25 protein-coding genes are annotated in these 26,172 nt (G+C 66.2%); 8 read left to right on the forward strand and 17 right to left on the reverse strand.

The window, feature by feature from the left end:
• Positions 1–24: 24 nt before the first annotated feature.
• From pyrH to rpsB, 3 genes are all read right to left on the reverse strand, one after another.
• Positions 25–741: a UMP kinase gene (gene pyrH, locus Q9246_RS11865; protein ID WP_306397747.1), complete on the reverse strand. Its 717-nt coding sequence runs from the start codon at positions 739–741 to the stop codon at positions 25–27.
• A gap of 336 nt (positions 742–1,077) precedes the next feature.
• On the reverse strand, positions 1,078–1,986 hold the full coding sequence (tsf, locus tag Q9246_RS11870; protein ID WP_306397748.1) for a translation elongation factor Ts: 909 nt from the start codon (positions 1,984–1,986) through the stop codon (positions 1,078–1,080).
• 137 nt (positions 1,987–2,123) lie between these two features.
• Complete coding sequence (gene rpsB / locus Q9246_RS11875; protein WP_306397749.1) at positions 2,124–2,873, reverse strand: 30S ribosomal protein S2; 750 nt, start codon at positions 2,871–2,873, stop codon at positions 2,124–2,126.
• A 262-nt stretch (positions 2,874–3,135) separates the two neighbouring features.
• On the opposite strand from rpsB, the gene map reads away from it, so the two are divergent.
• Genes map through Q9246_RS11890 form a run of 3 tightly spaced genes read left to right on the forward strand, consistent with a single transcriptional unit; the run spans position 3,136 to position 7,353 of the window.
• A complete protein-coding gene (gene map, locus Q9246_RS11880; RefSeq protein WP_306397750.1) occupies positions 3,136–3,981 on the forward strand; it encodes a type I methionyl aminopeptidase in 846 nt (281 codons plus the stop codon).
• 10 nt (positions 3,982–3,991) lie between these two features.
• Positions 3,992–6,574, forward strand: a complete 2,583-nt coding sequence (locus Q9246_RS11885; protein ID WP_306397751.1) for a [protein-PII] uridylyltransferase — start codon at positions 3,992–3,994, stop codon at positions 6,572–6,574.
• A gap of 32 nt (positions 6,575–6,606) precedes the next feature.
• Positions 6,607–7,353 carry a pseudouridine synthase gene (locus Q9246_RS11890; protein WP_306397752.1) on the forward strand — a complete coding sequence of 249 codons (747 nt, stop codon included), beginning with the start codon at positions 6,607–6,609 and terminating at the stop codon, positions 7,351–7,353.
• Here the strand turns inward: Q9246_RS11890 and Q9246_RS11895 are convergent.
• The 10 genes from Q9246_RS11895 to Q9246_RS11940 form a co-directional block, all read right to left on the reverse strand.
• Positions 7,350–8,345, reverse strand: coding sequence for an aldo/keto reductase (locus Q9246_RS11895; protein ID WP_306397753.1), 996 nt, complete (start codon positions 8,343–8,345; stop codon positions 7,350–7,352). The two genes, Q9246_RS11890 and Q9246_RS11895, sit on opposite strands and share 4 nt — an antisense overlap.
• Before the next feature lie 22 nt (positions 8,346–8,367).
• A complete protein-coding gene (locus tag Q9246_RS11900) occupies positions 8,368–10,032 on the reverse strand; it encodes a hybrid sensor histidine kinase/response regulator (protein WP_306397754.1) in 1,665 nt (554 codons plus the stop codon).
• Between the two features lie 123 nt (positions 10,033–10,155).
• Positions 10,156–10,455 (reverse strand): hypothetical protein, encoded by a 300-nt coding sequence (locus tag Q9246_RS11905; RefSeq protein ID WP_306397755.1) that lies wholly within the window; start codon positions 10,453–10,455, stop codon positions 10,156–10,158.
• 18 nt (positions 10,456–10,473) lie between these two features.
• A complete protein-coding gene (locus tag Q9246_RS11910) occupies positions 10,474–10,716 on the reverse strand; it encodes a hypothetical protein (RefSeq protein ID WP_306397756.1) in 243 nt (80 codons plus the stop codon).
• A gap of 16 nt (positions 10,717–10,732) precedes the next feature.
• Complete coding sequence (locus Q9246_RS11915) at positions 10,733–11,272, reverse strand: hypothetical protein (RefSeq protein ID WP_306397757.1); 540 nt, start codon at positions 11,270–11,272, stop codon at positions 10,733–10,735.
• Between the two features lie 115 nt (positions 11,273–11,387).
• Positions 11,388–11,804: a secondary thiamine-phosphate synthase enzyme YjbQ gene (locus Q9246_RS11920; RefSeq protein ID WP_306397758.1), complete on the reverse strand. Its 417-nt coding sequence runs from the start codon at positions 11,802–11,804 to the stop codon at positions 11,388–11,390.
• Positions 11,805–11,812: 8 nt separating this feature from the next.
• Entirely contained in the window at positions 11,813–12,541 is a 729-nt protein-coding gene (locus tag Q9246_RS11925) for an amino acid ABC transporter ATP-binding protein (protein WP_306397759.1), read from the reverse strand.
• Between the two features lie 13 nt (positions 12,542–12,554).
• Positions 12,555–13,247, reverse strand: coding sequence for an amino acid ABC transporter permease (locus tag Q9246_RS11930; RefSeq protein ID WP_306397760.1), 693 nt, complete (start codon positions 13,245–13,247; stop codon positions 12,555–12,557).
• Positions 13,248–13,265: 18 nt separating this feature from the next.
• Positions 13,266–13,958, reverse strand: coding sequence for an amino acid ABC transporter permease (locus Q9246_RS11935; protein ID WP_306397761.1), 693 nt, complete (start codon positions 13,956–13,958; stop codon positions 13,266–13,268).
• A 9-nt stretch (positions 13,959–13,967) separates the two neighbouring features.
• Entirely contained in the window at positions 13,968–14,798 is an 831-nt protein-coding gene (locus tag Q9246_RS11940; RefSeq protein ID WP_306397762.1) for an ABC transporter substrate-binding protein, read from the reverse strand.
• A gap of 189 nt (positions 14,799–14,987) precedes the next feature.
• Here Q9246_RS11940 and xth point away from each other — a divergent pair, with 189 nt between their 5' ends.
• The 3 genes from xth (at position 14,988) to Q9246_RS11955 (ending at position 17,111) form a co-directional block, all read left to right on the forward strand.
• On the forward strand, positions 14,988–15,773 hold the full coding sequence (xth, locus tag Q9246_RS11945; RefSeq protein ID WP_306397763.1) for an exodeoxyribonuclease III: 786 nt from the start codon (positions 14,988–14,990) through the stop codon (positions 15,771–15,773).
• 61 nt (positions 15,774–15,834) lie between these two features.
• A complete protein-coding gene (locus Q9246_RS11950; RefSeq protein ID WP_306397764.1) occupies positions 15,835–16,410 on the forward strand; it encodes an MliC family protein in 576 nt (191 codons plus the stop codon).
• Between the two features lie 74 nt (positions 16,411–16,484).
• Positions 16,485–17,111 (forward strand): LysE family translocator, encoded by a 627-nt coding sequence (locus Q9246_RS11955; RefSeq protein WP_306397765.1) that lies wholly within the window; start codon positions 16,485–16,487, stop codon positions 17,109–17,111.
• A gap of 4 nt (positions 17,112–17,115) precedes the next feature.
• Here Q9246_RS11955 and Q9246_RS11960 read toward each other — a convergent pair whose 3' ends face one another.
• From Q9246_RS11960 to Q9246_RS11975, 4 genes are all read right to left on the reverse strand, one after another.
• Positions 17,116–19,527, reverse strand: a complete 2,412-nt coding sequence (locus Q9246_RS11960) for a glycoside hydrolase family 31 protein (RefSeq protein ID WP_306397766.1) — start codon at positions 19,525–19,527, stop codon at positions 17,116–17,118.
• A gap of 133 nt (positions 19,528–19,660) precedes the next feature.
• A complete protein-coding gene (locus Q9246_RS11965) occupies positions 19,661–20,881 on the reverse strand; it encodes a beta propeller repeat protein (protein ID WP_306397767.1) in 1,221 nt (406 codons plus the stop codon).
• A 36-nt stretch (positions 20,882–20,917) separates the two neighbouring features.
• Positions 20,918–22,135 carry a beta propeller repeat protein gene (locus Q9246_RS11970; RefSeq protein WP_306397768.1) on the reverse strand — a complete coding sequence of 406 codons (1,218 nt, stop codon included), beginning with the start codon at positions 22,133–22,135 and terminating at the stop codon, positions 20,918–20,920.
• A gap of 141 nt (positions 22,136–22,276) precedes the next feature.
• Positions 22,277–23,263, reverse strand: coding sequence for an amidohydrolase family protein (locus tag Q9246_RS11975; RefSeq protein ID WP_306397769.1), 987 nt, complete (start codon positions 23,261–23,263; stop codon positions 22,277–22,279).
• Between the two features lie 141 nt (positions 23,264–23,404).
• Between Q9246_RS11975 and Q9246_RS11980 the strand changes: the two genes are divergently transcribed.
• Together Q9246_RS11980 and Q9246_RS11985 are read left to right on the forward strand one after the other, a co-directional pair.
• On the forward strand, positions 23,405–24,910 hold the full coding sequence (locus Q9246_RS11980; protein ID WP_306397770.1) for a peptide MFS transporter: 1,506 nt from the start codon (positions 23,405–23,407) through the stop codon (positions 24,908–24,910).
• Positions 24,911–24,966: 56 nt separating this feature from the next.
• Positions 24,967–26,163 (forward strand): pyridoxal phosphate-dependent aminotransferase, encoded by a 1,197-nt coding sequence (locus Q9246_RS11985; protein ID WP_306397771.1) that lies wholly within the window; start codon positions 24,967–24,969, stop codon positions 26,161–26,163.
• Positions 26,164–26,172 lie beyond the last annotated feature (9 nt).

The raw sequence follows: 26,172 nt of genomic DNA on the forward strand, positions 1-26,172 counted from the left end.
CTCTCCTTGTTGTTCAGTAATATTTTAAACGTGTACCAGTGTACCCTCGTCTTCGCCCATGATCACGCGGGTGAGCGCGCCTGGCTTGACGATGGAGAACACCTTGATCGGCAGTTTCTGGTCGCGGCACAGCGCGAAGGCGGTGGCGTCCATCACTTGCAGGTGCTTGGCGATGGCTTCGTCGAACGAGATGTTCTCGTAGCGGGTCGCGTGCGGGTCTTTCTTGGGGTCGGCGCTATACACGCCGTCGACCTTGGTCGCCTTCAGGACGATCTCGGCCGAGATCTCGGCGCCGCGCAGGGCGGCCGCGGTGTCGGTGGTGAAGAAGGGGTTGCCGGTGCCGGCGGCGAACACGACCACCTTGCCTTCTTCGAGGTATTGCAGGGCTTTCGGGCGCACATAGGGCTCGACCACCTGCTCGATGCCGATCGCCGACATGACGCGGGCGGTGATGCCGACGTGGCGCATGGCGTCGGCCAGGGCCAGCGCGTTCATGACGGTGGCCAGCATGCCCATGTAGTCGGCGGTGGCGCGGTCCATGCCCTGGGCGCCGGGGGCGACGCCGCGGAAGATGTTACCGCCGCCAATCACGACCGCCACCTGCACGCCCAGCTTCGCCACCTCGGCCACGTCGGCCACCATGCGCTCGATGGTGGCGCGGTTGATGCCGAACGGGTCGTCGCCCATCAGCGCTTCGCCAGACAGTTTCAGGAGGACTCGTTGGTAGGCTGGTTTTGTCATGGAAGCGGCTCCTAATGTGATGTTTCGATGTTGCGAATTCGGGTCCGACCATGGCCTCGTGGGCCGCGGTCTCATCTGCCCCTGGGGCGATGGCATTGTAAGGCGGGCGCTGCGCGCGAGGCGCTACGGTGATGCGTCGAACTTAGGTTCCCGCCTGCGCGGGAACGACGTGCGCCAGGCGCGGACTACAGGAGCCTCCATCGGCCCGCACCGTTCGAACGTCGTTCCCGCGAAGGCGGGAACCCAAGTTTCCATGCCCAGCCACAACATCATTGCAGCCACGCACACAAACCGCCCCACCTTGAAAAAACGGACCTTGCGGCCCGTTCTTTTCGATTACTGCTTGTTGGCAGCCATCTGTGCTGCGACTTCGGCTGCGAAGTCGTCGACCTTCTTCTCGATGCCCTCGCCCACCACGTACATGGTGAATGCCTTGACGGTGGTGTTCGATGCCTTCAGGTATTGCTCGATCGACTGCTTGTCGTTCTTCACGAACGCCTGGTTCAGCAGCGACACTTCTTTCAGGTACTTCTGCACCGAACCGTCGATACGCTTGGCGACGATTTCTTCCGATTGCGGCTGCTTGCCTTCGGCGACGGCTTTCTCTGCGTCTTCCTTGGCCTTCAGTTCGGCAACCGAACGCTCTTTTTCGATCATTTCAGCAGGCACTTGCTCCGACGACAGAGCGACCGGCTTCATTGCAGCGATGTGCATGGCCAGGTCCTTGCCCACTTGCTCGTCCGCACCGTCGAAATCGACGATCACGCCGATACGGGTGCCGTGCAGGTACGACGCCAGCTTGCCGGTGGTTTCGAAGCGCTGGAAGCGACGCACGGTCATGTTCTCGCCGATCTTGCCGATCAGGCCGGTACGCACGTCGTCGAAGGTCTTGCCGTCGTGCGGCAGGGCTGCCAGGGCGGCGACGTCGGCCGGGTTGTTTTCGGCGACCAGCTTGGCGGCCAGGTTGACCATGGCCAGGAATTCTTCGTTCTTGGCGACGAAGTCGGTTTCGCTGTTGACTTCGACCAGCGCGCCGACGTTGCCGGAGATATAGGTTGCAACAACGCCTTCGGCGGTGATGCGTGCCGATGCCTTCGATGCCTTGCCGCCCAGCTTGACGCGCAGGATCTCTTCGGCACGACCCATGTCGCCTTCGGCCTCGGTCAGTGCTTTCTTGCATTCCATCATTGGCGCATCGGTCTTCGCGCGCAGTTCACCTACCATCGCTGCAGTAATCGCTGCCATGTTGATTTCTCCTAAATGTTTTATCCAGGTTGCAGGTCGTTATGACAACGCCCCACAGGTATTCAGCTTAAAAAAAGGGGGGCTCGTGTGTGCGGCGCCCCCTTCGATGTGTCAGCGGGTAATTAACCCGCCGTCACTTATGCCTGCTCGGAAACTTCGACGAAGTCGTCGCCGGCAGCCTTGACCATTTCAACGACTTCGTTGGTGGCGTTGGCACGGCCTTCCAGGATCGCATCGGCGACGCCGCGTGCGTACAGGGTGATGGCTTTCGACGAGTCGTCGTTACCAGGGATCACGTGGGTCACGCCTTCTGGCGAGTGGTTGGTGTCGACGATGCCGATGACCGGGATGCCCAGCTTGCCGGCTTCGGTGATGGCGCCCTTGTGGTAGCCGACGTCGACGACGAAGATCGCGTCAGGCACGCCGCCCAGGTCCTTGATGCCGCCGATCGACTTCTGCAGCTTTTCCATTTCGCGCGAGAACATCAGCGCTTCTTTCTTCGACATCTTCTCGACCGAACCGTCTTCGACTTGCGCTTCCATGTCTTTCAGGCGCTTGATCGAGGTCTTGATGGTCTTGAAGTTGGTCAGCATGCCGCCCAGCCAGCGCTGGTCGACGTAAGGCACGCCAGCGCGCTGTGCTTCAGCGGCGATGATGTCGCGTGCCTGGCGCTTGGTGCCGACCATCAGGATGGTGCCGCGGTTGGCCGAGATCTGCTTGATGGTTTTCATCGCATCCTGGTACATCGCCATGGTTTTTTCCAGGTTGATGATGTGGATCTTGTTGCGATGACCGAAGATGAACGGCGCCATCTTTGGGTTCCAGAAACGGGTCTGGTGGCCGAAGTGGATACCGGCTTCCAGCATTTCACGCATAGTAACGGACATGTAATTCTCCAGGGTTGGGTCTTGAATGTGACCAGTCACCAGTCAGGCACCCTTTTAGGGCCACATTCGCGATTTCTATAAAAAATAAAAGATGCTTTTTACAACATTGCTCGATACGAATCCGAGCAACCCGAGATTCTAGCGGGATTTGCCGTTTTATTCAAGCGTGACGTGGAGCCAGCGGCGGCTGCCGCCCTGATGAAGGAATGTTTCCTCTATAATGGATCCTTATTGCACAGACTACTGCAGGATAAGAATCCCCATGGCATCCACCCCCAAGACTCCCGAAGAAATCGACGGCATGCGCGTCGCCTGCCGCCTCGGCTCGGAAGTGCTCGACTATATCACCCCCTTCGTCAAGCCCGGCGTCACCACCGGCGAACTCGACCGCCTGGCCTACGAGTACATGGTCAACGTCCAGGGCACAACGCCCGCCACGCTGAACTACGCGCCGCCCGGCTACCCGCCCTTCCCCGGCTCGATCTGCACCTCGCTCAACGACGTGATCTGCCACGGCATCCCGGGCGACCGCGTGCTCAAGGCCGGCGACGCGCTGAACATCGACATCACGCCGATCACCAAGGACGGCTACCACGGCGACAACAGCCGCATGTTCCTGGTCGGCGAACCGTCGATCATGGCGCGCCGCCTGTCCGAGATCACCTTCGAGTGCATGTGGCTGGGCATCGCCGCCGTCAAGCCGGGCAAGCACCTGGGCGACATCGGCCACGCGATCCAGCAGCATGCCGAGAAGGCCGGCTACAGCGTGGTGCGCGAATTCTGCGGCCACGGCGTGGGCCGCGTGTTCCACGAAGAGCCGCAGGTGCTGCACTATGGCCGTCCGGGCACGCTCGAGGAACTCAAGCCGGGCATGATCTTCACCATCGAGCCGATGATCAATGCCGGCCGCCGCGACATCAAGGAAATGCCGGACGGCTGGACCATCAAGACGAAAGACCGCAGCCTGTCGGCGCAGTGGGAACACACGGTGCTCGTCACCGAGACCGGGGTCGAAGTGCTGACCATGTCGGCCGGCAGCCCGCCGCCGCCCGCCATCGTGCTGCCGCTGCTGAACCCGGGCGCGGTGCCGACCCTGGCCGCGGCCTGAAGGAGCGCCGATGGGACAGGCCGCCCTGCTCGACAACGCCCGCACCGCGCTGCGCCAGCGCCTGAAGGCCGAACGCCAGCTGGTGTTCCAGGCCTTCCAGGAAGACGGCAAGCCCGAGAAACTGCTGCGCAGCCTGCGCCAGGTGGTTGACGGCGTGCTGGTCGACGCCTGGCAGGCGGCCGGCCTGCCGCCCGACACTGCCCTGGTGGGCGTGGGCGGCTACGGGCGCGGCGAACTGTTCCCGTATTCCGACGTCGACCTCCTGATCCTGCTGGGACAGCCGGCCGACGCCATCACCCAGGCCCGCCTCGAAGGCCTGGTCCAGTTGCTGTGGGACCTGGGCCTGGAGATCGGCCACAGCATCCGCACCGTGGACGAATGCCTGGTCGAATCCGGCGCCGACATCACGGTGCAAACCAGCCTGCTGGAGGCGCGGCTGGTCACCGGCAGCACGCCGCTGTTCGAGGAATTGCAGCGGCGCTACCGCGACGCCCTCGATCCGCAAGCCTTCTTCCAGGCCAAGACCGCCGAGATGCGGCTGCGCCACGCCAAGTACGAGTACACCGCCTTCGCGCTCGAGCCGAACGTCAAGGAAAGCCCGGGCGCGCTGCGCGACCTGCAGGTGATCCTGTGGGTGGCCAAGGCGGCCGGCCTGGCCGACACCTTCGGCCAGCTCGCCACCCGCGGCCTGATCACGCGCATGGAAGCGCGCCAGCTGATGGAAAAGGAAAGCGCCTTCAAGGACATCCGCATCCGGCTGCACCTGCATACCAAGCGGCGCGAAGACCGGCTGGTGTTCGACGTCCAGACCGCGATCGCCGGCACCCTGGGATTGACCGCCAGCGGCGAAGGCCCGGACGCGCGCCGCGCCAGCGAATTCCTGATGCAGCGCTACTACTGGGCGGCCAAGACGGTGACCCAGTTGAACACGATTTTGCTGCAGAATATCGAGGCCCAGTTGTTCCCGCAGCCGGCGGTGGCGTTCCCGATCAGCAATTCCTTCCTGCAGGTGGGTAACCTGATCGACATCGCGGCCGACGACACCTTCGAGAAGTCGCCCGCCTGCATCCTCGGCATCTTCGTCGCGATGATCGAGCGTAACGAGATCAAGGGCATGACGGCGCGCGCCACCCGCGCGCTATGGCATGCGCGCACCCGCATCGACGACGCCTTCCGCGCCGATCCGGGCAACAAGGCACTGTTCCTGCGCGTGCTGCAGGCGCCGAACGGCCTGGTGCATGCGCTGCGCCGCATGAACGAATTCGGCATCCTGGGCCGCTACCTGCCGGCCTTCCGCAAGATCGTCGGCCAGATGCAGCACGACCTGTTCCACGTGTACACCGTGGACCAGCACATCATGATGGTAGTGCGTAACCTGCGCCGCTTCACGATGCCGGAACATGCCCACGAATACCCGTTCTGCAGCCAGCTGATCGCCGACTTCCACGACAACTGGCTGCTGTACGTGGCCGCCCTGTTCCACGACATCGCCAAGGGCCGCGGCGGCGACCATTCCAAGCTCGGCATGGAAGACGCCGAGCAGTTCTGTCGCGGCCACGGCCTGTCCAGCGAGGACACCGAGCTGGTGGTATTCCTGGTCGAGCAGCACCTGACCATGTCCACCGTGGCCCAGAAGCACGACCTGTCCGATCCCGACGTGGTGCGCGCCTTCGCCGACGTGGTCAAGGATGAGCGGCACCTGACCGCCCTGTACCTGCTCACGGTGGCCGACATCCGCGGCACCAGTCCCAAGGTGTGGAATGCCTGGAAGGCCAAGCTGCTGGAAGACCTGTACAAGGTGACACTGCGCGTGCTGGGGGGCGAGCCGCACACGGCCGACCGCGAGCTGCGCATGCGCCAGAAAGAGGCGCTGGCCACGCTGCGCCTGTACGGCCTCGACGCCAACGCCCACGAGGCGCTGTGGAAGCAGCTCGACGTCGCCTATTTCCTGCGCCACGACGCCTCCGACATCGCCTGGCAGACGCGCGCCCTGCACGACAAGGTCGACGCCAGCAAACCCATCGTGCGCGCGCGCCTGGCGCCGATCGGCGAAGGCCTGCAGGTGGCGGTCTATGTGCAGGACCAGCCCGACCTGTTCGCGCGCATCTGCAGCTACTTCGACCGCAAGAACTTCAGCATCCTCGACGCCAAGATCCACACCACGCGCCACGGCTATGCGCTGGACAGCTTCCTGGTCGCGGACGAGAACTTCGCCGGCAGCTACCGCGACATCATCAGCCTGATCGAGCACGAGCTGTGCGCGCAGTTGCTGTCGCAGGAAGCGCTGCCGCCGCTGGCGCGCGGCCGCCTGTCGCGCATGTCGCGCACCTTCCCGATCACCCCGACCGTCGAACTGCAGCCGGACGAACGGCGCCAGTTCCACGTGCTGTCGATCGCGGCCAACGACCGTCCCGGCCTGCTGTACGCGATCGCCAGCGTGCTGGCGCGATACCGCCTGAACCTGCACACGGCCAAGATCATGACCCTGGGCGAGCGCGTCGAGGACGTGTTTTTGATCGACGGCGCCGCCCTGAACAACCCGCGCACGCAAGTGCAGCTCGAGACCGACCTGCTCGACGCGCTCAAAGTGTGATCCACCTTTTTTTTGATAGCAAAGCTTCACCCATGACCGAACCGCTCCGCCTCTCCAAACGTATGTCCGAACTCGGCCTGTGCTCGCGCCGCGAAGCCGATGAATGGATCGCCCGCGGCTGGGTGCGGGTGGACGGCAAGGTCGTCTCGGAACTGGGCAGCAAGGTGCTGCCGACCCAGCGCATCACGGTCGAGCGCCAGGCCGCGGCCGAGCAATCCAAGCGCGTGACCATCCTGATCAACAAACCGGTCGGCTACGTCAGCGGCCAGGCCGAGGATGGCTATACGCCGGCCGTGGCCCTCATCAAACCCGAGAACCGCTGGGCGGAAGACGCTTCGCGCGAACAGTTCCATCCGACCCAGTTGCGCAGCCTGGTGCCGTGCGGACGGCTGGACATCGATTCGGTGGGCCTGCTCGTGCTGTCGCAGGATGGCCGCATCGCCAAGCACCTGATCGGCGAGACGACGTCGGTCGACAAGGAATATCTGGTGCGGGTGCAGTACACCAAACCGGGCAAGCTGCCCGATGCCGACCTGAAGAAGCTCAACCACGGCCTGTGGATGGACGGTAAACCGCTGCTGCCGGCCAAGGTGCGCTGGCAGAACGAGGACCAGCTCAGCTTTACCCTGCGCGAGGGCAAGAAGCGCCAGATCCGGCGCATGTGCGATATGGTGGGCCTGAAAGTGATCGGCCTGAAGCGCGTGCGGATCGGCAAGGTCAAGCTGGGCAACCTGCCCGAGGGCCAGTGGCGCTACCTGACCCCGGACGAACAGTTCTAACTGGCGCCGGCTCCCACTGGCGCCTCCCGGGCCAACAATCCCTCGGCCTTCAACTCTTCCCAGAACGCCGCCGGAATCACGACATCCATCAGCGCCGCATTGCGCTGCAGATGCGCCACGCTGCTGGCGCCCGGAATCGTCGCCGCCACCACCGGATGCGCGAGACCGAACTGCAGCGCCGCCGCCGGCAGGTCGACGCCATGGCGCGCCGCCACCTGGCGCAGGCGTTCGCGCCGGGCGATCTTGTCGGCATCGGCCGGGCCGTAGTCGTAATTGGGCCCGCCGGCCAGGAAGCCCGAATTGAACGGCCCGCCCAGCACCACCTTGGCGCCGCGCTGCTCGCATAGCGGGAACAGTTCGTCCAGCGGCGTAGTCTCCATCAGCGTATAGCGCCCAGCCAGAAGGAAGATGTCGGGGTCGGCGTCGCGCAACGCGCGCAGGCAGGGGTCGACCGTGTTCACGCCCAGCCCCCAAGCCTTGATCGTGCCCTCGTCGCGCAGTTTCATCAAACCTTCGAAGGCGCCGCCGCGGCCGGCCGCGATCGCATAGTAGTGCTCGTACTCGGCCTGGCTGAAGCGATCGGGCGACAGGTCGTGCACGTACACGATGTCGATGTGCGACAGCGCCATGCGCTGCAGGCTGTCCTCGATCGAGCGGCGCGCGCCGTCGGCCGTGTAGTCAGTGATGCGCCGGAACGGCAGGCCACCGACGAACGGCGCCGCGATCTCGGGCGATGCGCTCGGCGCCAGCAGGCGGCCGACCTTGGACGACAGCGTGTAGTCATTGCGCGGACGGCGCCGCAGCGCTTGGCCGAAGCGGTGCTCGGACAGGCCGGCGCCATAGTGCGGGGCAGTGTCGAAATAGCGGATGCCGGCATCCCAGGCCGCATCGACGGTGGCCTGGCCCGCCTCGTCGCTCGTCGGGTGGTACATATCGCCCAGGCCGGTGCCGCCCAGGCCGAGACGGGTGATGGGTTGGTAGCGCTGCGTCATCGTTCTATCCTTTCTTGACTGCTCATGATGGGACGGATTCTGCTCGCCGGCCCTCGATCTGCACCAGCGCCGCGCCCAGCACCTCGAGGTCGACCGGCTTGGCGAACAGGTCGTGGAAACCTGCCGCCAGCGCCTGCGCCCGGTCCTTTTCTTGCGCATAGCCGGTCACCGCGATCAGGATCGCCTGCGCCATGCCCGGCTTCTTGCGCAGCGCGGCCGCCAGCTCGTAGCCGTTCATCTCGGGCAGGCCGATATCGAGCAGGCAGACGTCGGGGCCGAAGGCCGGCAGTGCCGTCAAGGCCTCGCGCGCCGAATGGGCGACCAGTACCGTGTGGCCCAGGGCCTCGAGCAGCAGCGACAGCGTGACCGCCGCGTCCTCGTTGTCGTCGACCACGCCAATGCGCAGCGGCGGCATGCGGCCCTGTTCCGCGTTGCGGTCGCGCGCACGCCGCTCGACCTGGACCCGGGTCGACAGCGGCAGGCCGACGCGGAAGGTGCTGCCGCGCCCGGCGCCGTCGCTGCTCGCCTCGACCGTGCCGCCGTGCAGCTTGAGCAGGCTGCGCACCAGCGCGAGGCCGATGCCCAGGCCGCCCTGGCTGCGGTCCAGCCCACGAGCACCCTGCGCGAACAGGTCGAAGGCGCTGGCGATCAGCTCGGGCGACATGCCGATGCCATCGTCACGGATCTCGACCGCCAGCGCCCCGTCCCGGGTCGTCAGCTGCACTTCGATGCGTCCGCCCTCGAGCGTGTACTTGGCAGCGTTGCTCAGCAGGTTGGTCATGACCTGCACCAGGCGCTTGCGGTCGCCGACGACGATGGCGCGCGCCGGCGGCAGGTCGAGCACCAGCCGGTGACAGTGCTTCTCGATCAGCGGCCTGACCTGCTCGATGGCGTCGGCGACGACGTCCTTGAAGTCCAGCTCGCGCAACTCGAGTTCCACTTTGCCGCGGGTGACGCGCGAGACGTCCAGCAAGTCGTCGATCAGGGACGTCATGTGGCCGGCCTGGCGCGCGACGATCTCGCTGGCGCGCTGCACCATGCCGGGGTCGAGGTTGAAGTTCGACAGCATGGTGGCGGCCGACACGATCGGCGCCAGCGGATTGCGCAGTTCGTGCGCCAGCATGGCGAGGAACTCGTCCTTGCGGCGGTCGGCCTGGCGCAGCGCGGCGATCAGCGTGTCCTGCTCCGCCATCGCCTTGCGCAATTCGATCTGGCTCATGACCTGGTGCGCCAGGGTGGCCAGCACGAACTGCTCCTGCTCGCTCAAGCCCTGCGGCCGCGGCTTGTGGTCCAGCACGCACAAGGTGCCGAGCGGGACGCCGTCGCGCGTCTTGAGCAGGGCGCCCGCATAGAAGCGCAGGCCCGATTCCCGCGTGACCAGCGGATTGCAGCGAAAGCGCGGATCCTCGCGCGTATCGGGCACGATCATCTGCTGCTCCTCGAGCAGCGCGAAGCGGCAGATCGAATCGTCGAGCGGCATCTCGCGCGTGCCCAGTCCGATCTCGGACTTGAACCACTGGCGTCCGCGCGCGATCAGGTTGACGGCGGCGATCGGCGCGGCCAGCAACTGGCCGACCAGGCGCACGACGTCGTCGAACGAGCGCTCGGGCGGCGTGTCGAGGATGCCGTAGGAGTCGAGGACGGCGAGGCGCGCTTCTTCGTCGAGGGTGGCGGTACTGGACGTCATGGATGATGGGAGCTTCAAAACGGGCCGGTCGAACATGCCGGCGGGCCGTCAATTATAGAAACAAAGCCCGGGATGCTGCCGCACGGAACGTCCAGTAAAGCTTGCCATGCGTCCTGGAATCGCTCAGGCGCCGAAGCGCCTGGCCCCGACCGCGATCCAGACCACGACGCACAAGGCCGACAGCGGCGTCAGGAAGACCATGGGCACCAGCAGGCCGGGCTGCTGTCCCACCGCCCAGGCGCATCCCAGGTTGACCAGCGCCGGTAGTAGCAGGCGCAGCGCCGCATACCGGTTCAGGCGCGCGGCCTGTTCCGGCGCCGCCGGGTAGTGCACGAAATTGAGCAGCTTGCGCCGTGGCGCGCAGTACAGCACGGCGGCCAGGACCAGGAATACCGCGGCCAGCAGCAGGAAGGGATGGGTCATGCGGCGACCAGCCTTTCTTCAGTGCCGCGCCAGCTGATAGCAGCCGGTGGCAATGATGGCGATGATGAACCAGATGCCGATATAGCCGGACCACATCATGAATTTGCCTTCGCGGCTGCCCTCGCGCGCCAGCTTCGAATAATACTGCCAGGCGCAGCCGGGCTCGTAGGCATTGCGCTTGCGGTGCCTGTAGTCGATGACCTGGTTGCCGACGCCTGCAATTAGCAGGTACACGGCGCAGATGATCCTGAAAGTGTCCATGATGGTAAACAAGCGCTCAGGCCAGGCCGGGACGCAGCCGCCGCCACAGCGCCCGCGTCGCCATGTGCACCAGCCGGGAGACCAGCGCGATCACGGCCCCGAACATCGTCGGCAAGACCGGACCGGCGACGAGGCTCATGGCCAGCACGAAGCCCAGCAGGTATTCCGCATGCCATAAGCGCACCACCAGCGCCAGCGCCAGCAGGCCAAAGAAGAGATAGTCGACCAGCGGGCTGCCGGCCGCGAACAAGGCCGCCAGCAGGCCGCCGTAGGCCAGCGCGCACAGGAAACCGGTGAGCGGGGCCGGCTTGAGCGGCCGGCCTTCGCTGGCCGCCAACCGTGCGCGGCGCTCGACCCGGCCGACGGTCCACCAGGTGAGCAGCGGCACAAGGAGCAGGCCCCACCAGTTGGAGACGGCAGGCAGGTCGGGATTGGCCAGCAGGTGATGCGCCACCACGCCACCATTCAGGTGTTCGCGCGCCAGCAGGCCCAGATGGACGCACAGCGCAAGAAAGGTCAGTAACAGGCGGCGACGGCTGGTGGAGGCGGCGTGCATGAGGATCCCGGGCTGGAGGTTAGTGAAAGCACAAGCGCCTCACACTACCAGAAGTCGCGGCGCCGATCCATGCCGGGAGCGGATTCCATGCTGCCGACATAAGGTGCATATATTCCTACCCGCCGAGCACCGTGACCACCACGCACCGCCGGTGCGGCGCGGTACGGTGCTCCCACAGGTAGATACCCTGCCAGGTGCCGAGCAGCAGCCGCCCTCCTCCCACCGGGACCGTCAGAGCGCTGCCGGTGAGCATGGCGCGGCCGTGGGCCGACATGTCGTCCGGCCCTTCGGCGTCGTGGCGGTAGGCCGGATCGCCATCCGGCGCCAGGCGCCCGATGATGGTCTCCAGGTCGCGCCGCACGTCGCCGTCGGCGTTCTCGGTCAGCAGCAACGAGCAGCTGGTGTGCTGCACGAAGACGTGGGCCAGGCCGCATTGCAGGTGCGAGGCCGCGACCACGGCGGCGACGTCGCGCGTGATGTCGCGCGTGCCGCGGCCCAGGGTGGAGAACTCGAGGATGGATTGGTGCGCCATGCCGCCGCCTAGTCCCGGCGGCGATCGGCCAGGAATTGCCGCGCGCGCGGGTGGCGCGGGTTGGCGAAGAATTCCTGCGGCGTCGCCTTTTCCAGGATCTTCCCTTCGGCCATGAACCAGATCCGGTCGGCCACGTCGCGCGCGAATCCCATCTCGTGGGTCACGCAGACCATGGTCATGCCCTCGCCCGCCAGGCCGCGCATCACCTGCAGCACTTCGCCCACCATCTCGGGGTCGAGCGCGCTGGTCGGCTCGTCGAACAGCATGATCGGCGGACGCATCGCGAGCGCGCGGGCGATCGCCACCCGCTGCTGCTGGCCGCCCGACAGCGCGCTCGGGTAGGCGTCGACCTTGTGCGCCAGGCCGACCCGCTCCAGCAGCTCCATGGCATGTTCGCGCGCCTCGGCCTTGGTCGCGCGTTTCAGCTTGACCGGCGCCAGCGTGCAGTTTTCCAGCACCGTCAGGTGCGGGAACAGGTTGAAGCTCTGGAACACGAAGCCGATGCCGGCGCGCAGCGCATTGACGTCCGCCCCCTTGGCGTGGATGTCGCGGCCGTCGATCTCGATGCGGCCGCCGTCGATCTCTTCGAGCCGGTTCAGGGTGCGGATCAGGGTCGACTTGCCGGAACCGGATGGCCCGCACACCACCAGCACCTCGTTCTTTTCCACGCGTTCGCTGACGTCCACCAGCGCGTGGTAGTCGCCGTAGTACTTGTTGACTTTATCGAGGACGATCATCGTTGATTAGCTTTCATGACGCTTGCGCGCTGCGCCGCTGCAGGCGCCGCTCGAGCAGGAAGGCCAGGCGGGACAGGCCGAAACACAGGATGAAATAGGTCAGCGCCAGGATCAGGTACACCTCCACCGCCTGGGTGAACACCAGGGTATTGATCTGGGTGGCGATGAACGACACCTCGGACAGGCCGATGATGTAGCCGAGCGAGGTCGCCTTGATGGTCGAAACCAGCTGGTTGACGATCGACGGCAGGCCGTGGCGCAGGGTCTGCGGCAGCACCACGTGGCGCAGCGCGGCCCCGTAGCCCAGCCCCAGCGAACGGGCGCTTTCCAGCTGGCCCTTGGGCAGCGCGCGGATGCCGGCGGCCACGATCTCGGCCAGGTAGATGCTGTCGAACACCACCAGCACGATCAGCATCGTGCTCGCCTGCGAGGTCTTGACGCCGGTGAGCGCCGGCAGGAAGAAGTAGACCCAGAACAGCACCAGCAGCAGCGGCACCGCGCGCACCACCTGCACCAGCGCGGCCACCGGCAGGCTGATGGCGCGGTAAGGACTGACGCGCGCGATCCCCAGCAACAGGCCGAGCGGCAGCGCCAGCACCAGCGCGGCGCCGGACAGCAGGACCGTGAGCGCCAGGCCGCCCAGAGGGCCTTCGGGGTATTGGCCGACCAGGAAGTACAGCCAGTAGGTGTCGATCAGTTCGAGCATCGCGGGTATCCCTGGACGTCAGGCCGTGCGCACCGGATAGCGGCGCTGGAACAGGTGGGCGGCGGCCGAGATCAGGAGCGATACCGTCAGGTAGGCCAGCGTGGCGAAGGTGAACGCCTCCAGGCTGCGAAAGCTCGCCGTCTCCACGCGCGCGGCCTGGTACATCAGTTCGGCGGCGCCGATCACGGTGGCCACGCTGCTGTCTTTCCACAGGTTGACGGTCTGCGACAGGAGCGGCGGCACCGAGGCGCGCAGCGCCTGCGGCAGCAACACCAGGCGCACCGCGGCGACACGTCCCAGGCCGAGCGAACGGGCGGCCTCGAGCTGGGTGGCGGGCACCGCGCGGATGCCGCTGCGGATGTCCTCGGCCATGTGCACGCCGGCGTACAGGCTAAGTGCGATGACGGCGCACACCACTTCGGGATTGTTCGCGTACAGAACTTCGCGCAGGCTTTCAGGCAGCAGTTCGGGAAAGGCGAAGTACCAGAACAGCAGGTGGGCCAGCAGCGGCACGTTGCGGATCGCCTCGACCAGCGTCGCGCCGATGGCGCGCGGCAGCGCGAAGCTCGACGTGCGCATCACCGCCAGCAGCGCGCCGAAGGGCAGCGCGAAGGCGAAGCTGACGATCGTCAGCTGGATCGACAGCACGAGGCCCTGCACCAGCCAGTCATGGTACTGGCCGGACTGCAGGATGGTTGGATCGAAGAACAAGGTTCAGACTCAGATCTGGTCGGTGTGGATCGTGAAGCTGCGTTTCGCGAAGTTGGTGCGGGTGCCGGGGCCATACCATTTATTGAACAGCCGTTCGGCGGCGCCGCTGCTTTCCAGCTCGCGCAGGGTCTGGTCGACCACCGCCTTCAAGCCCTTCTCGCCCTTGCGCAGGCCGAGCGCCATTGGCTCGTTGCCGATCGACTGCGGCAGGATCGTGAAGCCCTTCGCGGCGGGGCCCAGCTTGCCGTAGTCGGACAGCAGCGAGGATTCGTCGTTGACGTAGGCGATGCCTTTACCCTGGCGCAGCGCCTGGAATGCCTGCTGGGTGTTCTCGAAGGTCACCACTTCGACCGTGGGGACGGCCTTGCGGATATTCGTTTCCTGGGTGCCGCCGCGCGCCGTCACCACCTTCTTGCCGGCCAGTTGCGGCAGGCTGGTGATGCCGCTGGCGGTACGCACCATGACCTTGGATCCGGTCACGAAATGGGTCAGCCCGAAGTCGATCTGCGACTCGCGTTCCTTGTTATGCGTGAGCGAGGCGGCCAGGATGTCGACGTGACCCTGCTGCAGCTCAGGAATGCGGGCCGCGACCGAGATCTGCTTGAACACTGGCTTGACGCCCAGCTTCTTCGCGACCGCGTGCGCGATGTCGATCTCGTAGCCGACCAGCTGGCGCGTCTTGGGCTCGATGAAGCTGTTGGGTTCATCGGTGCCGAGCACGCCGAACACGATCTGTCCCTTCTTCCTGATGTCGGCCAGCTGGTCGGCATGGGCCAGGCCGGCGCCGGCGAAGGCGGCCAGGGCGAAAGTGCTGAGGATGAGGTGGCGGCGGTTGAACATGCAGGCTCCGGCTACGATGGCGATTGCGCGAGTATAGAGCAAACGCTTATATCGAAAAACGACTAATTTACCATATGGAAATGCCGAAAAACTCATATAGGCAGGCAAACCGCCGCCCGCCAGCGCCATAGCCGTGCGCCTGTTCCTGCAAATTGTTGTCATAATGACTCGAACCCGATCGGAGAAGCCATGCTCGTCGTAACCTACAATGTCAACAGCATCAATAGCCGGCTGGACGCCCTCGTCCAGTACCTCGGCGAGCGCGCGCCCGACGTCGTCTGCCTGCAGGAACTCAAGGCGCCGCAAGAGAAATTCCCCTTGCAGGCGATCCAGGACGCCGGCTACCACGCCATCTGGCATGGCCAGAAAAGCTGGAACGGCGTCGCGATCCTGACCCGCGAGCCCGCGCAGGAAGTGCAGCGCGGCCTGCCGGGCGACGAGAACGACGAACAAAGCCGCTACATCGAGGCGGTCTACAAGGGCATCCTGGTCGCCGGCCTGTATCTGCCGAACGGGAATCCGGCGCCCGGCCCCAAGTTCGACTACAAGCTGGCCTGGATGGAGCGCCTGCGCCTGCGCGGACTCGAACTGCTGGCGCAGGGCATACCGGCCGTGCTGGCGGGCGACTTCAACGTCATCCCCACCGCGCGCGACGTCTACAAGCCCGAACGCTGGGTCGACGACGCCCTGTTCCGCCCCGAGACCCGCGCCGCCTTCGAGCGCCTGATCGAACAGGGCTGGCTCGATTCGCTGCGCGCCGTGCATCCGGACGCGACGATCTACACGTTCTGGGATTACTTCCGCAACGCTTTCGGGCGCGACGCCGGCATCCGCATCGACCACCTGCTGCTCAGCCCCAGGCTGCAGCCGGCGCTGAAGGACGCCGGGGTCGACAAGTTCGTGCGAGCCCGCGAGAAGCCGAGCGACCATGCGCCGACCTGGGTCGAACTCGACCTGGCCCGGATCGCGCCCTGAACCCATTTAACTGCGGCCGCGCACGACGCCGCGCCGCCACCCACCTCACAAGGAGCATTTCATGAAACGACTACTCATCCTCGCCGCCGTCCTGGCCCTGCCACTGGGCGCCCAGGCCGTCTCGATGCCGGGCTTCTGCGCCAAGGGCATCGGCAGCGCCGAAGCCAAGGTCTGCGCCGCGCCAGGCTCGGCCGAATCCGAAGGCCTGGTGTTCGCCATGTACCGCGCGGCGCTGGAAAAGCTCGACGCCGGCGCCAGCAAGGAACTGCAGGAACAGCACACCGCATGGTGGGAAGGCGTCAAGAAGTGCGCCGACGCGCCCAACCTGAATGCCTGCATCGACAATGCCTACGGCAGCCGCGCGCTGCAGCTGCAGTCGCGCTACAAGGTCGCCAAGACCACCGGCCCGGTCGCGTTCACCTGCGGCGACAAGGGCAAGTTCAGCGCCACCTTCCTCGAGACCACGCCGGCCTCGATGGTCATCGAGCGCAACAAGCAGCACCTGCTGCTGCGTGGCGAGAGGATGGCCAGCGGCATCGCCTACCGCAATCGCGGCGAAGAGTTTCGCGAACACCAGGGCAAGGTCACCATCAAATGGGGCGCCGATATCAAGGAAGTGAGCTGCAAGAAGTCGTAAGCCGCATGCCGGCTATGCCGCAACAGGCGAACATGCGCTAAGCTGTTCGCCTGTTTTTCTTTCAGCTTTCCAGCATGCTCTCGCCCGAACAACTCTTTGGCTTTCTCGCCGCCGCCGTCCTGATCACCCTGTCCCCGGGGCCCGACAACCTGATGGTGCTCAGCACCGGCATCGCCAAGGGCCGCGCGCGCGGCATCGCCTTCGGGCTCGGGTGCGCCATGGGATGCCTGAGCCATACCCTGCTGGCGGTGATCGGCGTCAGCGCGCTGATCGCGGCCTCGCCGGCCGCCTTCACCGCGCTCAAGGTGGCGGGCGGCCTGTACCTGATCTGGATGGGATGGGGCGCGATCCGAAGCCGCGGTGGCGCCCGTGTCGATGCGGCAGGCGCGCCGGACGAACCGGCGCGCCGACTGTTCGTCAAGGGACTGGTGGCGGCCGCCATCAATCCGAAGGTGGTGCTGTTCTTCCTGTCCTTCCTGCCGCAATTCGTCGTGGCCGCACGCGGCGACGCCAACCTGCAGATCGGCCTGCTGGGCATCGTGTTCACCCTGCAGGCGGCCGTGATCTTCGGCGCGCTCGGCTATTTTTCGGGCACGATCGGCGGGTGGCTCAACCGCACCCCCACGGCCGGCATGTGGCTGGACCGGATCGCGGGAGCGGTGTTCATCGGCTTGGGCTTGCGCCTGATCGTGGCGCGCTGACCCATTACAGGGAGATCGCCACCTGCGCCGCCTGGCCCTTGCGCGCAGGGACCTGCACTTCGAGCAGGTGCTGCTGGGCGTTGAAGGTGAAGCTCGCCTTGCGCCCGTCGACGGTCACTGCGCGCGGCTTGGCCGTGACGTTGTGGACCTTGAGCGCGAAGGCGCGGGCCTGTGCCTGCATTGCCTTGCCGGTCTCGGTCCTGAAGCCGATCTCGAGCTGCTTGCCTGAGAATTTACTGTCGAAGCGCACGATCTCGTACTTGCCCTGCTCGTAGGCGCCCGCGGTCTCGCCATCGTCGTCATACAGCTTGCCGCTGGAGGCCGACACCGAAGCGTCATGGTAGTAATGCAGGTCGATCTCGCGCCCCGTGTAGTCGCGCGTGGTCTGCACCACCTTCGCCATCGGCACGAAGGCGCCGGCGCGCACGTACACCGGGATATTCGCTTCGACCGGCTTCACGGTCTCGAGGATGCCGCCCTTGTGCGCCTGGCCGGTATGGAAGTCGAACCACACGCTGCCGCTGTTCGGGAAATAGACCTCGGCGCGGGTGGCGCCCGGTTGCACGATCGGCGTCACCAGGAAGTCCGGGCCCCACAGGTAGGTGCTCGAACGCTCGGCCGGCTGGGCCGGGTCTAGCTCGACGAACATCAGGGGACGCATCAGCGGCATGCCGGTCTGCTCGTTGTCGAAGGCGATCGTGTAGTTATACGGCAGCATGGCATAGCGCAGCCACACCGCCTCGCGCGCCAGCACCTTGGTGCGCTCGGAGCGGAATACCGGTTCGGAGGCCACCGCCTCTTGCGCATGCGGACGGAAGATCGGCTGGAACACGCCATACTGCAGCCAGCGCACGTATAGCTCGTCGTCCAGCACTGCGCCGGCGAAGCCGCCCAGGTCGGAGTGCATGTATGCCAGGCCCTGCATGCCCATCTGCAGCGAGATCTCCATCTGCGATTGCAGGCCGCCCCAGCTGCGAGCGACATCGCCCGACCACGGGATCATGCCGAAGCGCTGCGAGCCCGAGTAACCGGCGCGCATCAGGATGAAGGGACGCTCGGCCGGGAATTCCTGCTTGTAGCCTTCGAAGATCAGGCGCGCCCAGTCGTGGCCGTAGACGTTGTGGACCTGGTCGGCCGAGCCGGTGGCATGCTGCAGGCTTGACGGGTGCACTTCGGGCTCGCCCAGGTCGCCCCACCAGCCGGTGACGCCGCCCTTCTTGAGGTCGCGGTAGATGCTCCACCACCAGTCGCGCCCTTCCGGCTTGTAGATGTCGATCAGGCCCGTGTTACCGAAGTAGAAGTCGTAGGTATAGGGCTTGCCCGCCTTGTCCGTGGCCAGCACCTTCTTCTCGACCGCCTCGTTCCAGCGATTCGAGGTAGTCAGCACGAAGGGCTCGGTGACCACCATGGTCTTGACACCCCTGGCCTTGAAGTCGGCCATCATCTTTTCGGCGTTGGGGAAGGTGTCGCGGTCCCAGGCCAGGTTGCCCATCGTGCCCTGCACCGTCTTGCCGAACCAGTAGAGGTCGAGGATGACGGCGTCGAGCGGGATCTTCTCTTGCGCGAACTTGTCGACCACGGCGCGCGTCTCGGCCTCGGACTTGTAGCCGAAGCGGCTGGCGAAGTTGCCGAAGGCCCAGCGCGGCGGCAGCGGCTGGCGCCCGGTCAGGTCGGTATAGCCGGCCATCAGCTGGGCCCAGCTGTCGCCGGCCACGACCTGGTAGGTCTTGCGTCCGCCGATCACCTCGTAGCGCAGGGTGCCGTCCTTGCGGCTGTCGAAATCGAGCCAGCCGATCTGCGGATTGTCGAAGTGGATCGCGTATTTTTTGGACGACAGCGCGACGGGTATCGTGTAGTTGAGCAGCTCGGAGCGTTCGGCATAGCCGTAATGCGCCTTGTTGTAGAGCTGGAAGCGGTGGCCGCGGCGGTTCATGCCGACCGCGCGCGCGCCGGCGCCGTACAGGGCCTCGCCGTCGTCGAGCGCGAATTCGATCGTGTCACGGCCATCGGCGCGCCCGAAGCCGCGCTTCTCGGCCACCAGCGGCTTGCCCTGATAGGCATAGCTGATGCGGAATGGCTTCTTCTCGACCGTGACGCTGATGCCGCCGTCGACGGCATAGGTGATGCGGCCGCCATCGTCCTTCAGGGTCGCCTGCACCTGCACTGGCGCCAGGATCACCGCATGCGAGGCCGGATCGAAGCGCTCGCCCTTGGGAATGAAGGTGGTCTCGACGATCGTGCTCGAATACGGCTTGATCAGGTAGCGGCCGTCGTTGGTCGCGATCTCGAGGGTGTTCTGGTTGCGCGTGACGCCGGCCAGCTGGCGCTCGGCGTTCTGGGCGAAGGCCAGCGGGCTGGCGGCGAGCGGGATGGCGGAAAGGCAGAGCGCCAGGCGGGCAATCGGTGCTTTGGTCATGTCGTCGTTATCGTTGTAGTGAACGGTGCAGGCGAGAGCATGACAGAATTCCACGCGCGCAGACAGTCTTGACGCAAACGAAACGCCCCGCCCCGCCGAAGGCGGACGCGGGGCGTGAAGCCAACCTGAAGAATCAGTTCGTGCCGAGCGTCAGCTGCATCAGGCGGCCCTGGCTGTCGGCGCGCACATTGGTCACCACGATAATGCGGCCGTCCGGATCCTGGGTGATCGCCGAGACCGACGGCGTGCTGAACTCGTCGTCCTGCTTGCTGTCGTAGCCCGGCACCAGCTTGGAGATATCCTTCCACGAGGCGCCGCTATCCTCCGACCAGGCCAGGTAGGGACGGCCGTGCATCTTGTCGAAGCCGCCGATCACGATGGTGCCCGGCTTGCCCTTGAGCGGCAGGAAGGCGCCGATGTAGGGATAGCCCTTGCCGCCCGAGAGCGGTTCGTGGATCACGAACTTGAAGCTGTTGCCGTTGTCCGTGCTGCGCAGCAGGCCGCCTTCGACGCCGACGAACACCATCTGCGTGTCCGGCACCGGCTCGATGAACTGGACGTTGCGGTTCTCCATTTCGGGCAGGGCCAGCGGCAGCTTGTCTTCGCTGGCCAGCGCGCCGCCGTCCTTGGTCAGGCGATAGGCTTCGACGAAGGCGAAGTCGAGCGGGCATTCGCCGCCGACCAGCACCCGGTCGCCCATCACGTGGAACTTGGTCGGATAGCACATCTGCGAATCCTTCGAGCCGCGGATCACCTGCCAGGTATTGCCCTTGTCCGCCGACGTCAGCAGGTTGTTGCCGGCGCCGGCATTGCTGTACAGGCGGTTGTTGGCCTGCTTGAGGTCCTGCATCGACAGCGTCTCGCAGAAGTACGGGTTGCAGGTGCGCAGGTCCTGGTCGCGCGGCGCGAAGCTGGCGGTATTGGGCGCCAGCGTGCAGGTCGAGTGGCCGTCGCTCGCCTCCGGCGTATCGGCCCACGGCTGCATCAGCCAGATGTCGCCGCCCACCAGCTTGAGTTTCGGCGAGCGCTGGATGAAGTCGCCGATCGGGCCCATGCCGCAGGCGCCCAGGCCCACCGGGGTCCAGCTCGAAGTGGCCGACAGCGGCAGCCTGGCGCTCAGCACGGCCGAGCCTTCGGTCGCGCTGTTGGCCAGCGACAGGTAGGCGTTGCCGCCGCTGAACACCACGCTGTCCATGACGCGGGTGGTGCTCGACAGCGTCTCGAGCTTGGTGGCGACCGGCGCCACCGCGGCCGGCGGCGGTGGCACCGTGTGATTGTCGCTCGAGCCGCCGCAGGCGGCCAGCAGCAGCGCGCAGGACGCGCCCATGGCGGTGAATTTGAGTTGTTGATGCATGCGATGTCCCAGGTTGATGGATGGTCGACGGCTATGTCAGTTGCTGCCCAGGGTCAGCAGCATCAGCTTGCCCTGCCCTTCCCCGGTCTCGTTCATCGTCACCAGGATGCGGCCCTGCGGATCCTCGGCGATGGCCTTGATCATGACGGTGGCGTCCTTGGGCGGCGCCTTGCCGTGGTTCGGGGTCAGGTTGGAGATGTCGGTCCAGGTCGCGCCGCCATCCTTCGACCAGGCCAGGTAGGCCATCTGGGTCGCCTTGTCGAAGCCGCCGATCACCATGGTGTCTGGCTTGCCCTTCACCGGCAGGAAGGCGGTGATGTAGGGGTAGGTCTTGCTGCCCGAGAGCGGCTGCTGGATCACGAACTTGAAGCTGGCGCCATCGTCTTCGCTGCGCAGCAGGCCGCCTTCGACGCCGATGAACACGCGCTTGGTGTCCGGCACCGATTCGATGAACTGGACGTTGCGGTTCTCCAGCGCCGGCAAGGTCAGGGGCAGCTTGGTGTCGCTGGCCAGCGCGCTGCCGTCGGCATTGAGCTGGTAGGCCTCGACGAACGCGAAATCGAGCGGGCACTCGCCGCCCACCAGCACCCGGTTGCCGGTCACGTGGAACTTGGTGGGGGTGCAGACCATCGAGGCCTTCTGGCCGCGGATCACGGTCCAGGTATTGCCGCCGTTGTTCGAGGTGAACAGGTTAAGGCCGGCGCCCGGGTTGCTGTACAGGCGCGAGCCGTGGCGCTTGATGTCCTGGATCGACAGGGTTTCGCAGAAGTTGCCGGTGCAGACGCGCAGGTCCTGGTCGCGCGCGGCGAACGTCCCGTTCGACCCCAGGGTGCAGGTCGAGTGTTCGTCCTTCGACTCGGGCAGGTCGGCCCAGTGCTGCATCAGCCACAGATCGTCGCCCACCACCTTCAGCTTCGGCGCGCGCACGATGAAGTTGCCCTGGGTGCCGACGGCGCATGCGCCCAGGCCGACCGGGGTCCAGGTCGAGGCGCGGGTGATCGGCAGCGGCGCCTTGAGCACGGCCGTCGGCTCGGTCTTGCTGTTCGAGAGCGACAGGTAGGCGTGGCCGCCCTGGTAGACCACGCTCTCCATGCCGCGCGCGGTGCTGGTGAAGATCTCGAGCGACGTTTGTACCGGCGGCGGCTGGACCACGACCGGCGGCTTCGGCGCGTCGTCGTCGTCCGATCCGCCGCAGCCGGCCAGCAGCAGCGCGCAGCCCATGGCCATGGCGGTGAATTTGATGTGGTGTTGCATGCGGGTCCCCTGTCTTGAAAGTATGGTCTTGTCAACCAGGGGAATTCTAGGCAAGCCGACAACGGCATGTTCGGGATTATTGTCGGCAGAATGTCACGAAACTGTAAGGACCGCCGTCATCGCGGTGCACCTCAGCGCAGCTCAGCGCAAATACGGCACCACATTGCGCGCCACCCGCGCCGCTTCGGCCTCGTCGAGCGGCAGGCGTAAAAATGCGTCCCAGCCGGCGTTCGCTTCGAGCGCATGGCCCGGCGGCGCGTCGGAACCGTACAGCACCCGGTCCATGCCCAGCTGGCGCAGGCGCCGCACCAGGCGCCGCGCTTCGTCGGCCGGCAGGTCGGCCCGCACCACCGCCGCCACGTCGAACCACACCTGGCGCATGCGCGGATCCTGGCGCGCTGCGGCCTCGGCCAGCACCGCCAGCGCCTCGCGCGCCGGCGTGTCGCCGAAGCCGGGGCCGTTGCCGGCCAGGTGCGACACCTGCACCGGCACGTCGGGCGCGAACGGCAGCACCTGCTCCAGCAGCACGCGCGCCTGCTCGGCGCCATACGGGCGCTTGAGCGCGCGCGAGGCGCGCATGTCCAGCACGATCGCCATGCCATGCGCATTGGCGGCGCGGAACACCCGGCGCAGGCGCTCGACGTGCTCAGGCTGGTCGAGCTGGACGTCGGAGGCGGCGAAATCGAGCTTGATGCCGCGCCCGAAGCCGGGACTGGTGGCGCAGCGTCCCAGTTCGCGCAGCGCGTAGTCCTTGAGCGGATTGAAGCTGCACAGCGCCACCAGGCGTTCGGGATGGCGTGCGGCCTGGGCCGCGACCCAGTCGTTCTCGGCGCGCACCCGCCCGTATTCATGGTCGACCTTGCGGCTCGGCGCGCCATAGGCATAGGCCGCCGACAGCACCGCCGCGCGCCCGATGCCGGCCGCGTCGAGCTGGGCGACCAATTCGTCGGCGTCGATCGGCGCCAGCGCCATCGAGGACGACATCCATGCCGCGGCGGCGGGACTGAACAGGTGCTGGTGATGGTCGGCCGCCGGCGTGGGCCGCGCGCCGGGGCCGGCCGCGGCGGATGTCGCCATTGCCAGGGCGGCGCAGATGGTAACGCTGAAAGTGGCGCTGAATCGCCTCATGCCTTGCCTCGCTGTCTGGAATCCCGGCCCATGTTAACGCAATGTCACCACCCGCTGTCAAGATTGCGGTTTTCATCCATCTGGCATAGGATCGTCGGTTTTTGCGCCGGCCAGGGCCGGCGCCGTTGTCAAAGGATTCACATGCAACAGCCGCACATCGGGAACGCGCCCACGCAGACCCGCTCCTTCCTCACCGTGGCCCTGATCGAACTGTGGGAACGCTTCGGCTACTACGGCATGCAGGCGCTGATCGTCTATTTCATGGTGCAGCGCCTGGGCTTCGACGATACCCGCGCCACCCTGGTATGGGGCGCGGCGGCGGCCCTGATCTACGTGGCCCCGGCCATCGGCGGCTGGATCGGCGACAAGGTGCTCGGCACCCGGCGCTGCATGATCGTCGGCGCCATCGTGCTCTCGCTGGGCTACGCCATGATGGGCATCCCGACCACCAATACCTGGCTCACCTTCTCGGCGCTGGGCGTGATCGTGGTCGGCAACGGCCTGTTCAAGCCCAACACCGCCAACCTGGTGCGCAAGATCTACGAGGGCGACGACGCGAAGATCGACAGCGCCTTCACCATCTACTACATGGCGGTCAACGTCGGCTCGACCGTCTCGATGCTGGCCACGCCGGCGCTCAAGGACCACTTCAACGCCGCATCTGGCGGCGCGCTGGGCTGGCACGTCGCCTTCGGCGTGTGCAGCGTCGGGCTGTGGGTGGGCCTGCTCACGGTCGGCGTGCTGCGCCGCACCGTCGCCCATATCGGCTCGCCGCCGGACGCGCTGCCGCTGGACTGGGGCAAGCTGCTGATGGTGCTGGGCGGCGGCCTGGTGGCGGTGGTGGCCTCGGCCTTCATCCTCGAATACCAGTGGCTGGCGCGCCTGTTCGTCTACGTCGCCGGCCTGGTGGTGCTGGGCATCTTCATCCACCTGATCCGCACCAGCCAGGCCAGCGAGCGCGCCGGCCTGGTGGCGGCCCTGGTGCTGACCCTGCAGACCGTGTTCTTCTTCATCTTCTACCAGCAGATGTCGACCTCGCTGTCGCTGTTCGCGCTCCGCAACGTCGACCTCGACTTCAGCCTGTTCGGCAGCCACCTGTTTATCTGGTCGCCGGCCCAGTTCCAGGCGCTCAACGCGATCTGGATCATGGTCCTTTCCCCGCTGCTGGCCTGGATCTACGCGCGCTCGAGCGGCGGCCGCTTCGACCTGTCGATCGCCGCCAAGTTCGCGCTCGGCTTCGCCGTGGTGGCGGCCGGCTTCTTTACCTATGGCCTGGCCGGCGCCTTCGCCGTGAATGGCCTGACCTCGTCGTGGATCATGATCGCCGGCTACGGCCTGTATTCGCTGGGCGAGCTGCTGGTGAGCGGCCTGGGACTGGCGATGATCGCGCGCTACGTGCCGGCCCGGATGGGCGGGTTCATGATGGGCGCCTATTTCGTGGCGGTCGGCATCTCGCAATACCTGGGCGGCCTGGTGGCAACCATGGCCAGCGTGCCGGAAGGGATGAGCGACCCGCTGCAGACGCTACCGATCTACACCAGCCTGTTCAACAAGCTGGGGCTGGCGGCGATTGCCTGCACCTTCATGGCGCTGGCGGCGTTGCCGCTGATGCGGCGCCTGACGGCGGCGCACCATGCGCACGCTTGATCGCACCTGAAGCGCATGCGGTAAGATGGCGGAGTCCTTCCCTACCATCTTCCAGCATGTCCCTCATTTCAAATACCCATCTCCAGCTTGCACGGCGCGTGCACGCGATCGAACCGTTCCGCGTCATGGAGATGGTCAAGGCCGCCGCAGAACTGCGGCGCGCCGGCCACGACGTCATCAGCATGAGCGTCGGCGAGCCCGACTTCACCGCGCCCGACATCGTGGCCAGCGCCGCGATGGAAGCGATCCGCGGCGGCGTCACCCAGTACACCGAATCGCTCGGGCTGCGCGAATTGCGCGAGGCCATATCGGGCCACTACGCCGCCGTGCAGGGTCTCGACATCGACCCGCGCCGCATCGTGATCACCGCCGGCGCCTCGGCCGGCCTGCTGCTGGCCTGCGCCGCCCTGGTGTCGGAGGGAGACGAGGTGCTGATGCCCGACCCGTCCTATCCGTGCAACCGCCACTTCGTGGCCAGCTTCGGCGGCCAGCCGGTGCTGGTGCCGTCCTCGCACGAAGACCGCTACCAGCTTGGCGCGCACCACGTGGCCGAGCGCTGGAATGCGCGCACCCGCGGGGTTCTGGTGGCTTCGCCGTCGAACCCGACCGGGACCTCGATGACGCCAGAACAGCTGCGCGACATGCTGGCGGCGGTGCGCGCGCGCGGCGGCTTCGCCATCGTCGACGAGATCTACCAGGGCCTGTCCTACGACCACCGGCCCGTGAGCGCGCTGGCGCTCGACCCGGATGCGATCACGGTCAACAGCTTCTCCAAGTATTTCAACATGACCGGCTGGCGCCTGGGCTGGCTGGTGGTGCCCGACAGCCTGGTGCCGACCTTCGAGAAGCTGGCCCAGAACCTGTTCATCTGCGCGCCGACCGTGGCCCAGCACGCGGCCCTGGCCTGCTTCCATCCCGAGGCGCTGGCCATCTTCGAAGAGCGCCGGCGCGAATTCCAGCGCCGCCGCGACTACCTGGTGCCGGCCCTGCGCGCGCTGGGCTTCGGCGTGCCGGTGATGCCGGACGGCGCCTTCTACGTGTATGCCGACATCGACCGGGTCGACCATGCGCTGCGCGCCGACAGCGCGGCGTTCAGCATGGCGGTGCTGAACGACGCCCACGTGGCGATCGTGCCGGGCGACGATTTCGGCGTGGCGGCGCCGCAGCGCCATGTACGGTTTTCGTATGCGACGAAGTACGAGCGGATCGAAGAAGCGGTGGCGCGGCTGGGGCGTTTGTTCGGCCGCGCGTAACGCGGACGG

It is taken from the genome of Telluria beijingensis (assembly GCF_030770395.1).
GTDB lineage: Bacteria > Pseudomonadota > Gammaproteobacteria > Burkholderiales > Burkholderiaceae_D > Telluria > Telluria beijingensis.

What these genes read in the sequence shown, in the direction of transcription:
- pyrH (WP_306397747.1), bottom strand. Translation starts at nt 741, where the DNA reads ATGACAAAACCAGCCTACCAACGAGTCCTCCTGAAACTGTCTGGCGAA.
- Q9246_RS11920 (WP_306397758.1), bottom strand. Translation starts at nt 11,804, where the DNA reads ATGGCGCACCAATCCATCCTCGAGTTCTCCACCCTGGGCCGCGGCACG.
- Q9246_RS11895 (WP_306397753.1), bottom strand. Translation starts at nt 8,345, where the DNA reads ATGACGCAGCGCTACCAACCCATCACCCGTCTCGGCCTGGGCGGCACC.
- Q9246_RS11930 (WP_306397760.1), bottom strand. Translation starts at nt 13,247, where the DNA reads ATGCTCGAACTGATCGACACCTACTGGCTGTACTTCCTGGTCGGCCAA.
- Q9246_RS11940 (WP_306397762.1), bottom strand. Translation starts at nt 14,798, where the DNA reads ATGTTCAACCGCCGCCACCTCATCCTCAGCACTTTCGCCCTGGCCGCC.
- Q9246_RS11965 (WP_306397767.1), bottom strand. Translation starts at nt 20,881, where the DNA reads ATGCATCAACAACTCAAATTCACCGCCATGGGCGCGTCCTGCGCGCTG.
- Q9246_RS11890 (WP_306397752.1), top strand. Translation starts at nt 6,607, where the DNA reads ATGACCGAACCGCTCCGCCTCTCCAAACGTATGTCCGAACTCGGCCTG.
- Q9246_RS11910 (WP_306397756.1), bottom strand. Translation starts at nt 10,716, where the DNA reads ATGGACACTTTCAGGATCATCTGCGCCGTGTACCTGCTAATTGCAGGC.
- Q9246_RS11980 (WP_306397770.1), top strand. Translation starts at nt 23,405, where the DNA reads ATGCAACAGCCGCACATCGGGAACGCGCCCACGCAGACCCGCTCCTTC.
- Q9246_RS11915 (WP_306397757.1), bottom strand. Translation starts at nt 11,272, where the DNA reads ATGCACGCCGCCTCCACCAGCCGTCGCCGCCTGTTACTGACCTTTCTT.
- Q9246_RS11955 (WP_306397765.1), top strand. Translation starts at nt 16,485, where the DNA reads ATGCTCTCGCCCGAACAACTCTTTGGCTTTCTCGCCGCCGCCGTCCTG.
- Q9246_RS11960 (WP_306397766.1), bottom strand. Translation starts at nt 19,527, where the DNA reads ATGACCAAAGCACCGATTGCCCGCCTGGCGCTCTGCCTTTCCGCCATC.
- rpsB (WP_306397749.1), bottom strand. Translation starts at nt 2,873, where the DNA reads ATGTCCGTTACTATGCGTGAAATGCTGGAAGCCGGTATCCACTTCGGC.
- Q9246_RS11885 (WP_306397751.1), top strand. Translation starts at nt 3,992, where the DNA reads ATGGGACAGGCCGCCCTGCTCGACAACGCCCGCACCGCGCTGCGCCAG.
- Q9246_RS11900 (WP_306397754.1), bottom strand. Translation starts at nt 10,032, where the DNA reads ATGACGTCCAGTACCGCCACCCTCGACGAAGAAGCGCGCCTCGCCGTC.
- Q9246_RS11925 (WP_306397759.1), bottom strand. Translation starts at nt 12,541, where the DNA reads ATGATCGTCCTCGATAAAGTCAACAAGTACTACGGCGACTACCACGCG.
- Q9246_RS11970 (WP_306397768.1), bottom strand. Translation starts at nt 22,135, where the DNA reads ATGCAACACCACATCAAATTCACCGCCATGGCCATGGGCTGCGCGCTG.
- Q9246_RS11985 (WP_306397771.1), top strand. Translation starts at nt 24,967, where the DNA reads ATGTCCCTCATTTCAAATACCCATCTCCAGCTTGCACGGCGCGTGCAC.
- xth (WP_306397763.1), top strand. Translation starts at nt 14,988, where the DNA reads ATGCTCGTCGTAACCTACAATGTCAACAGCATCAATAGCCGGCTGGAC.
- Q9246_RS11950 (WP_306397764.1), top strand. Translation starts at nt 15,835, where the DNA reads ATGAAACGACTACTCATCCTCGCCGCCGTCCTGGCCCTGCCACTGGGC.
- map (WP_306397750.1), top strand. Translation starts at nt 3,136, where the DNA reads ATGGCATCCACCCCCAAGACTCCCGAAGAAATCGACGGCATGCGCGTC.
- tsf (WP_306397748.1), bottom strand. Translation starts at nt 1,986, where the DNA reads ATGGCAGCGATTACTGCAGCGATGGTAGGTGAACTGCGCGCGAAGACC.
- Q9246_RS11975 (WP_306397769.1), bottom strand. Translation starts at nt 23,263, where the DNA reads ATGAGGCGATTCAGCGCCACTTTCAGCGTTACCATCTGCGCCGCCCTG.
- Q9246_RS11905 (WP_306397755.1), bottom strand. Translation starts at nt 10,455, where the DNA reads ATGACCCATCCCTTCCTGCTGCTGGCCGCGGTATTCCTGGTCCTGGCC.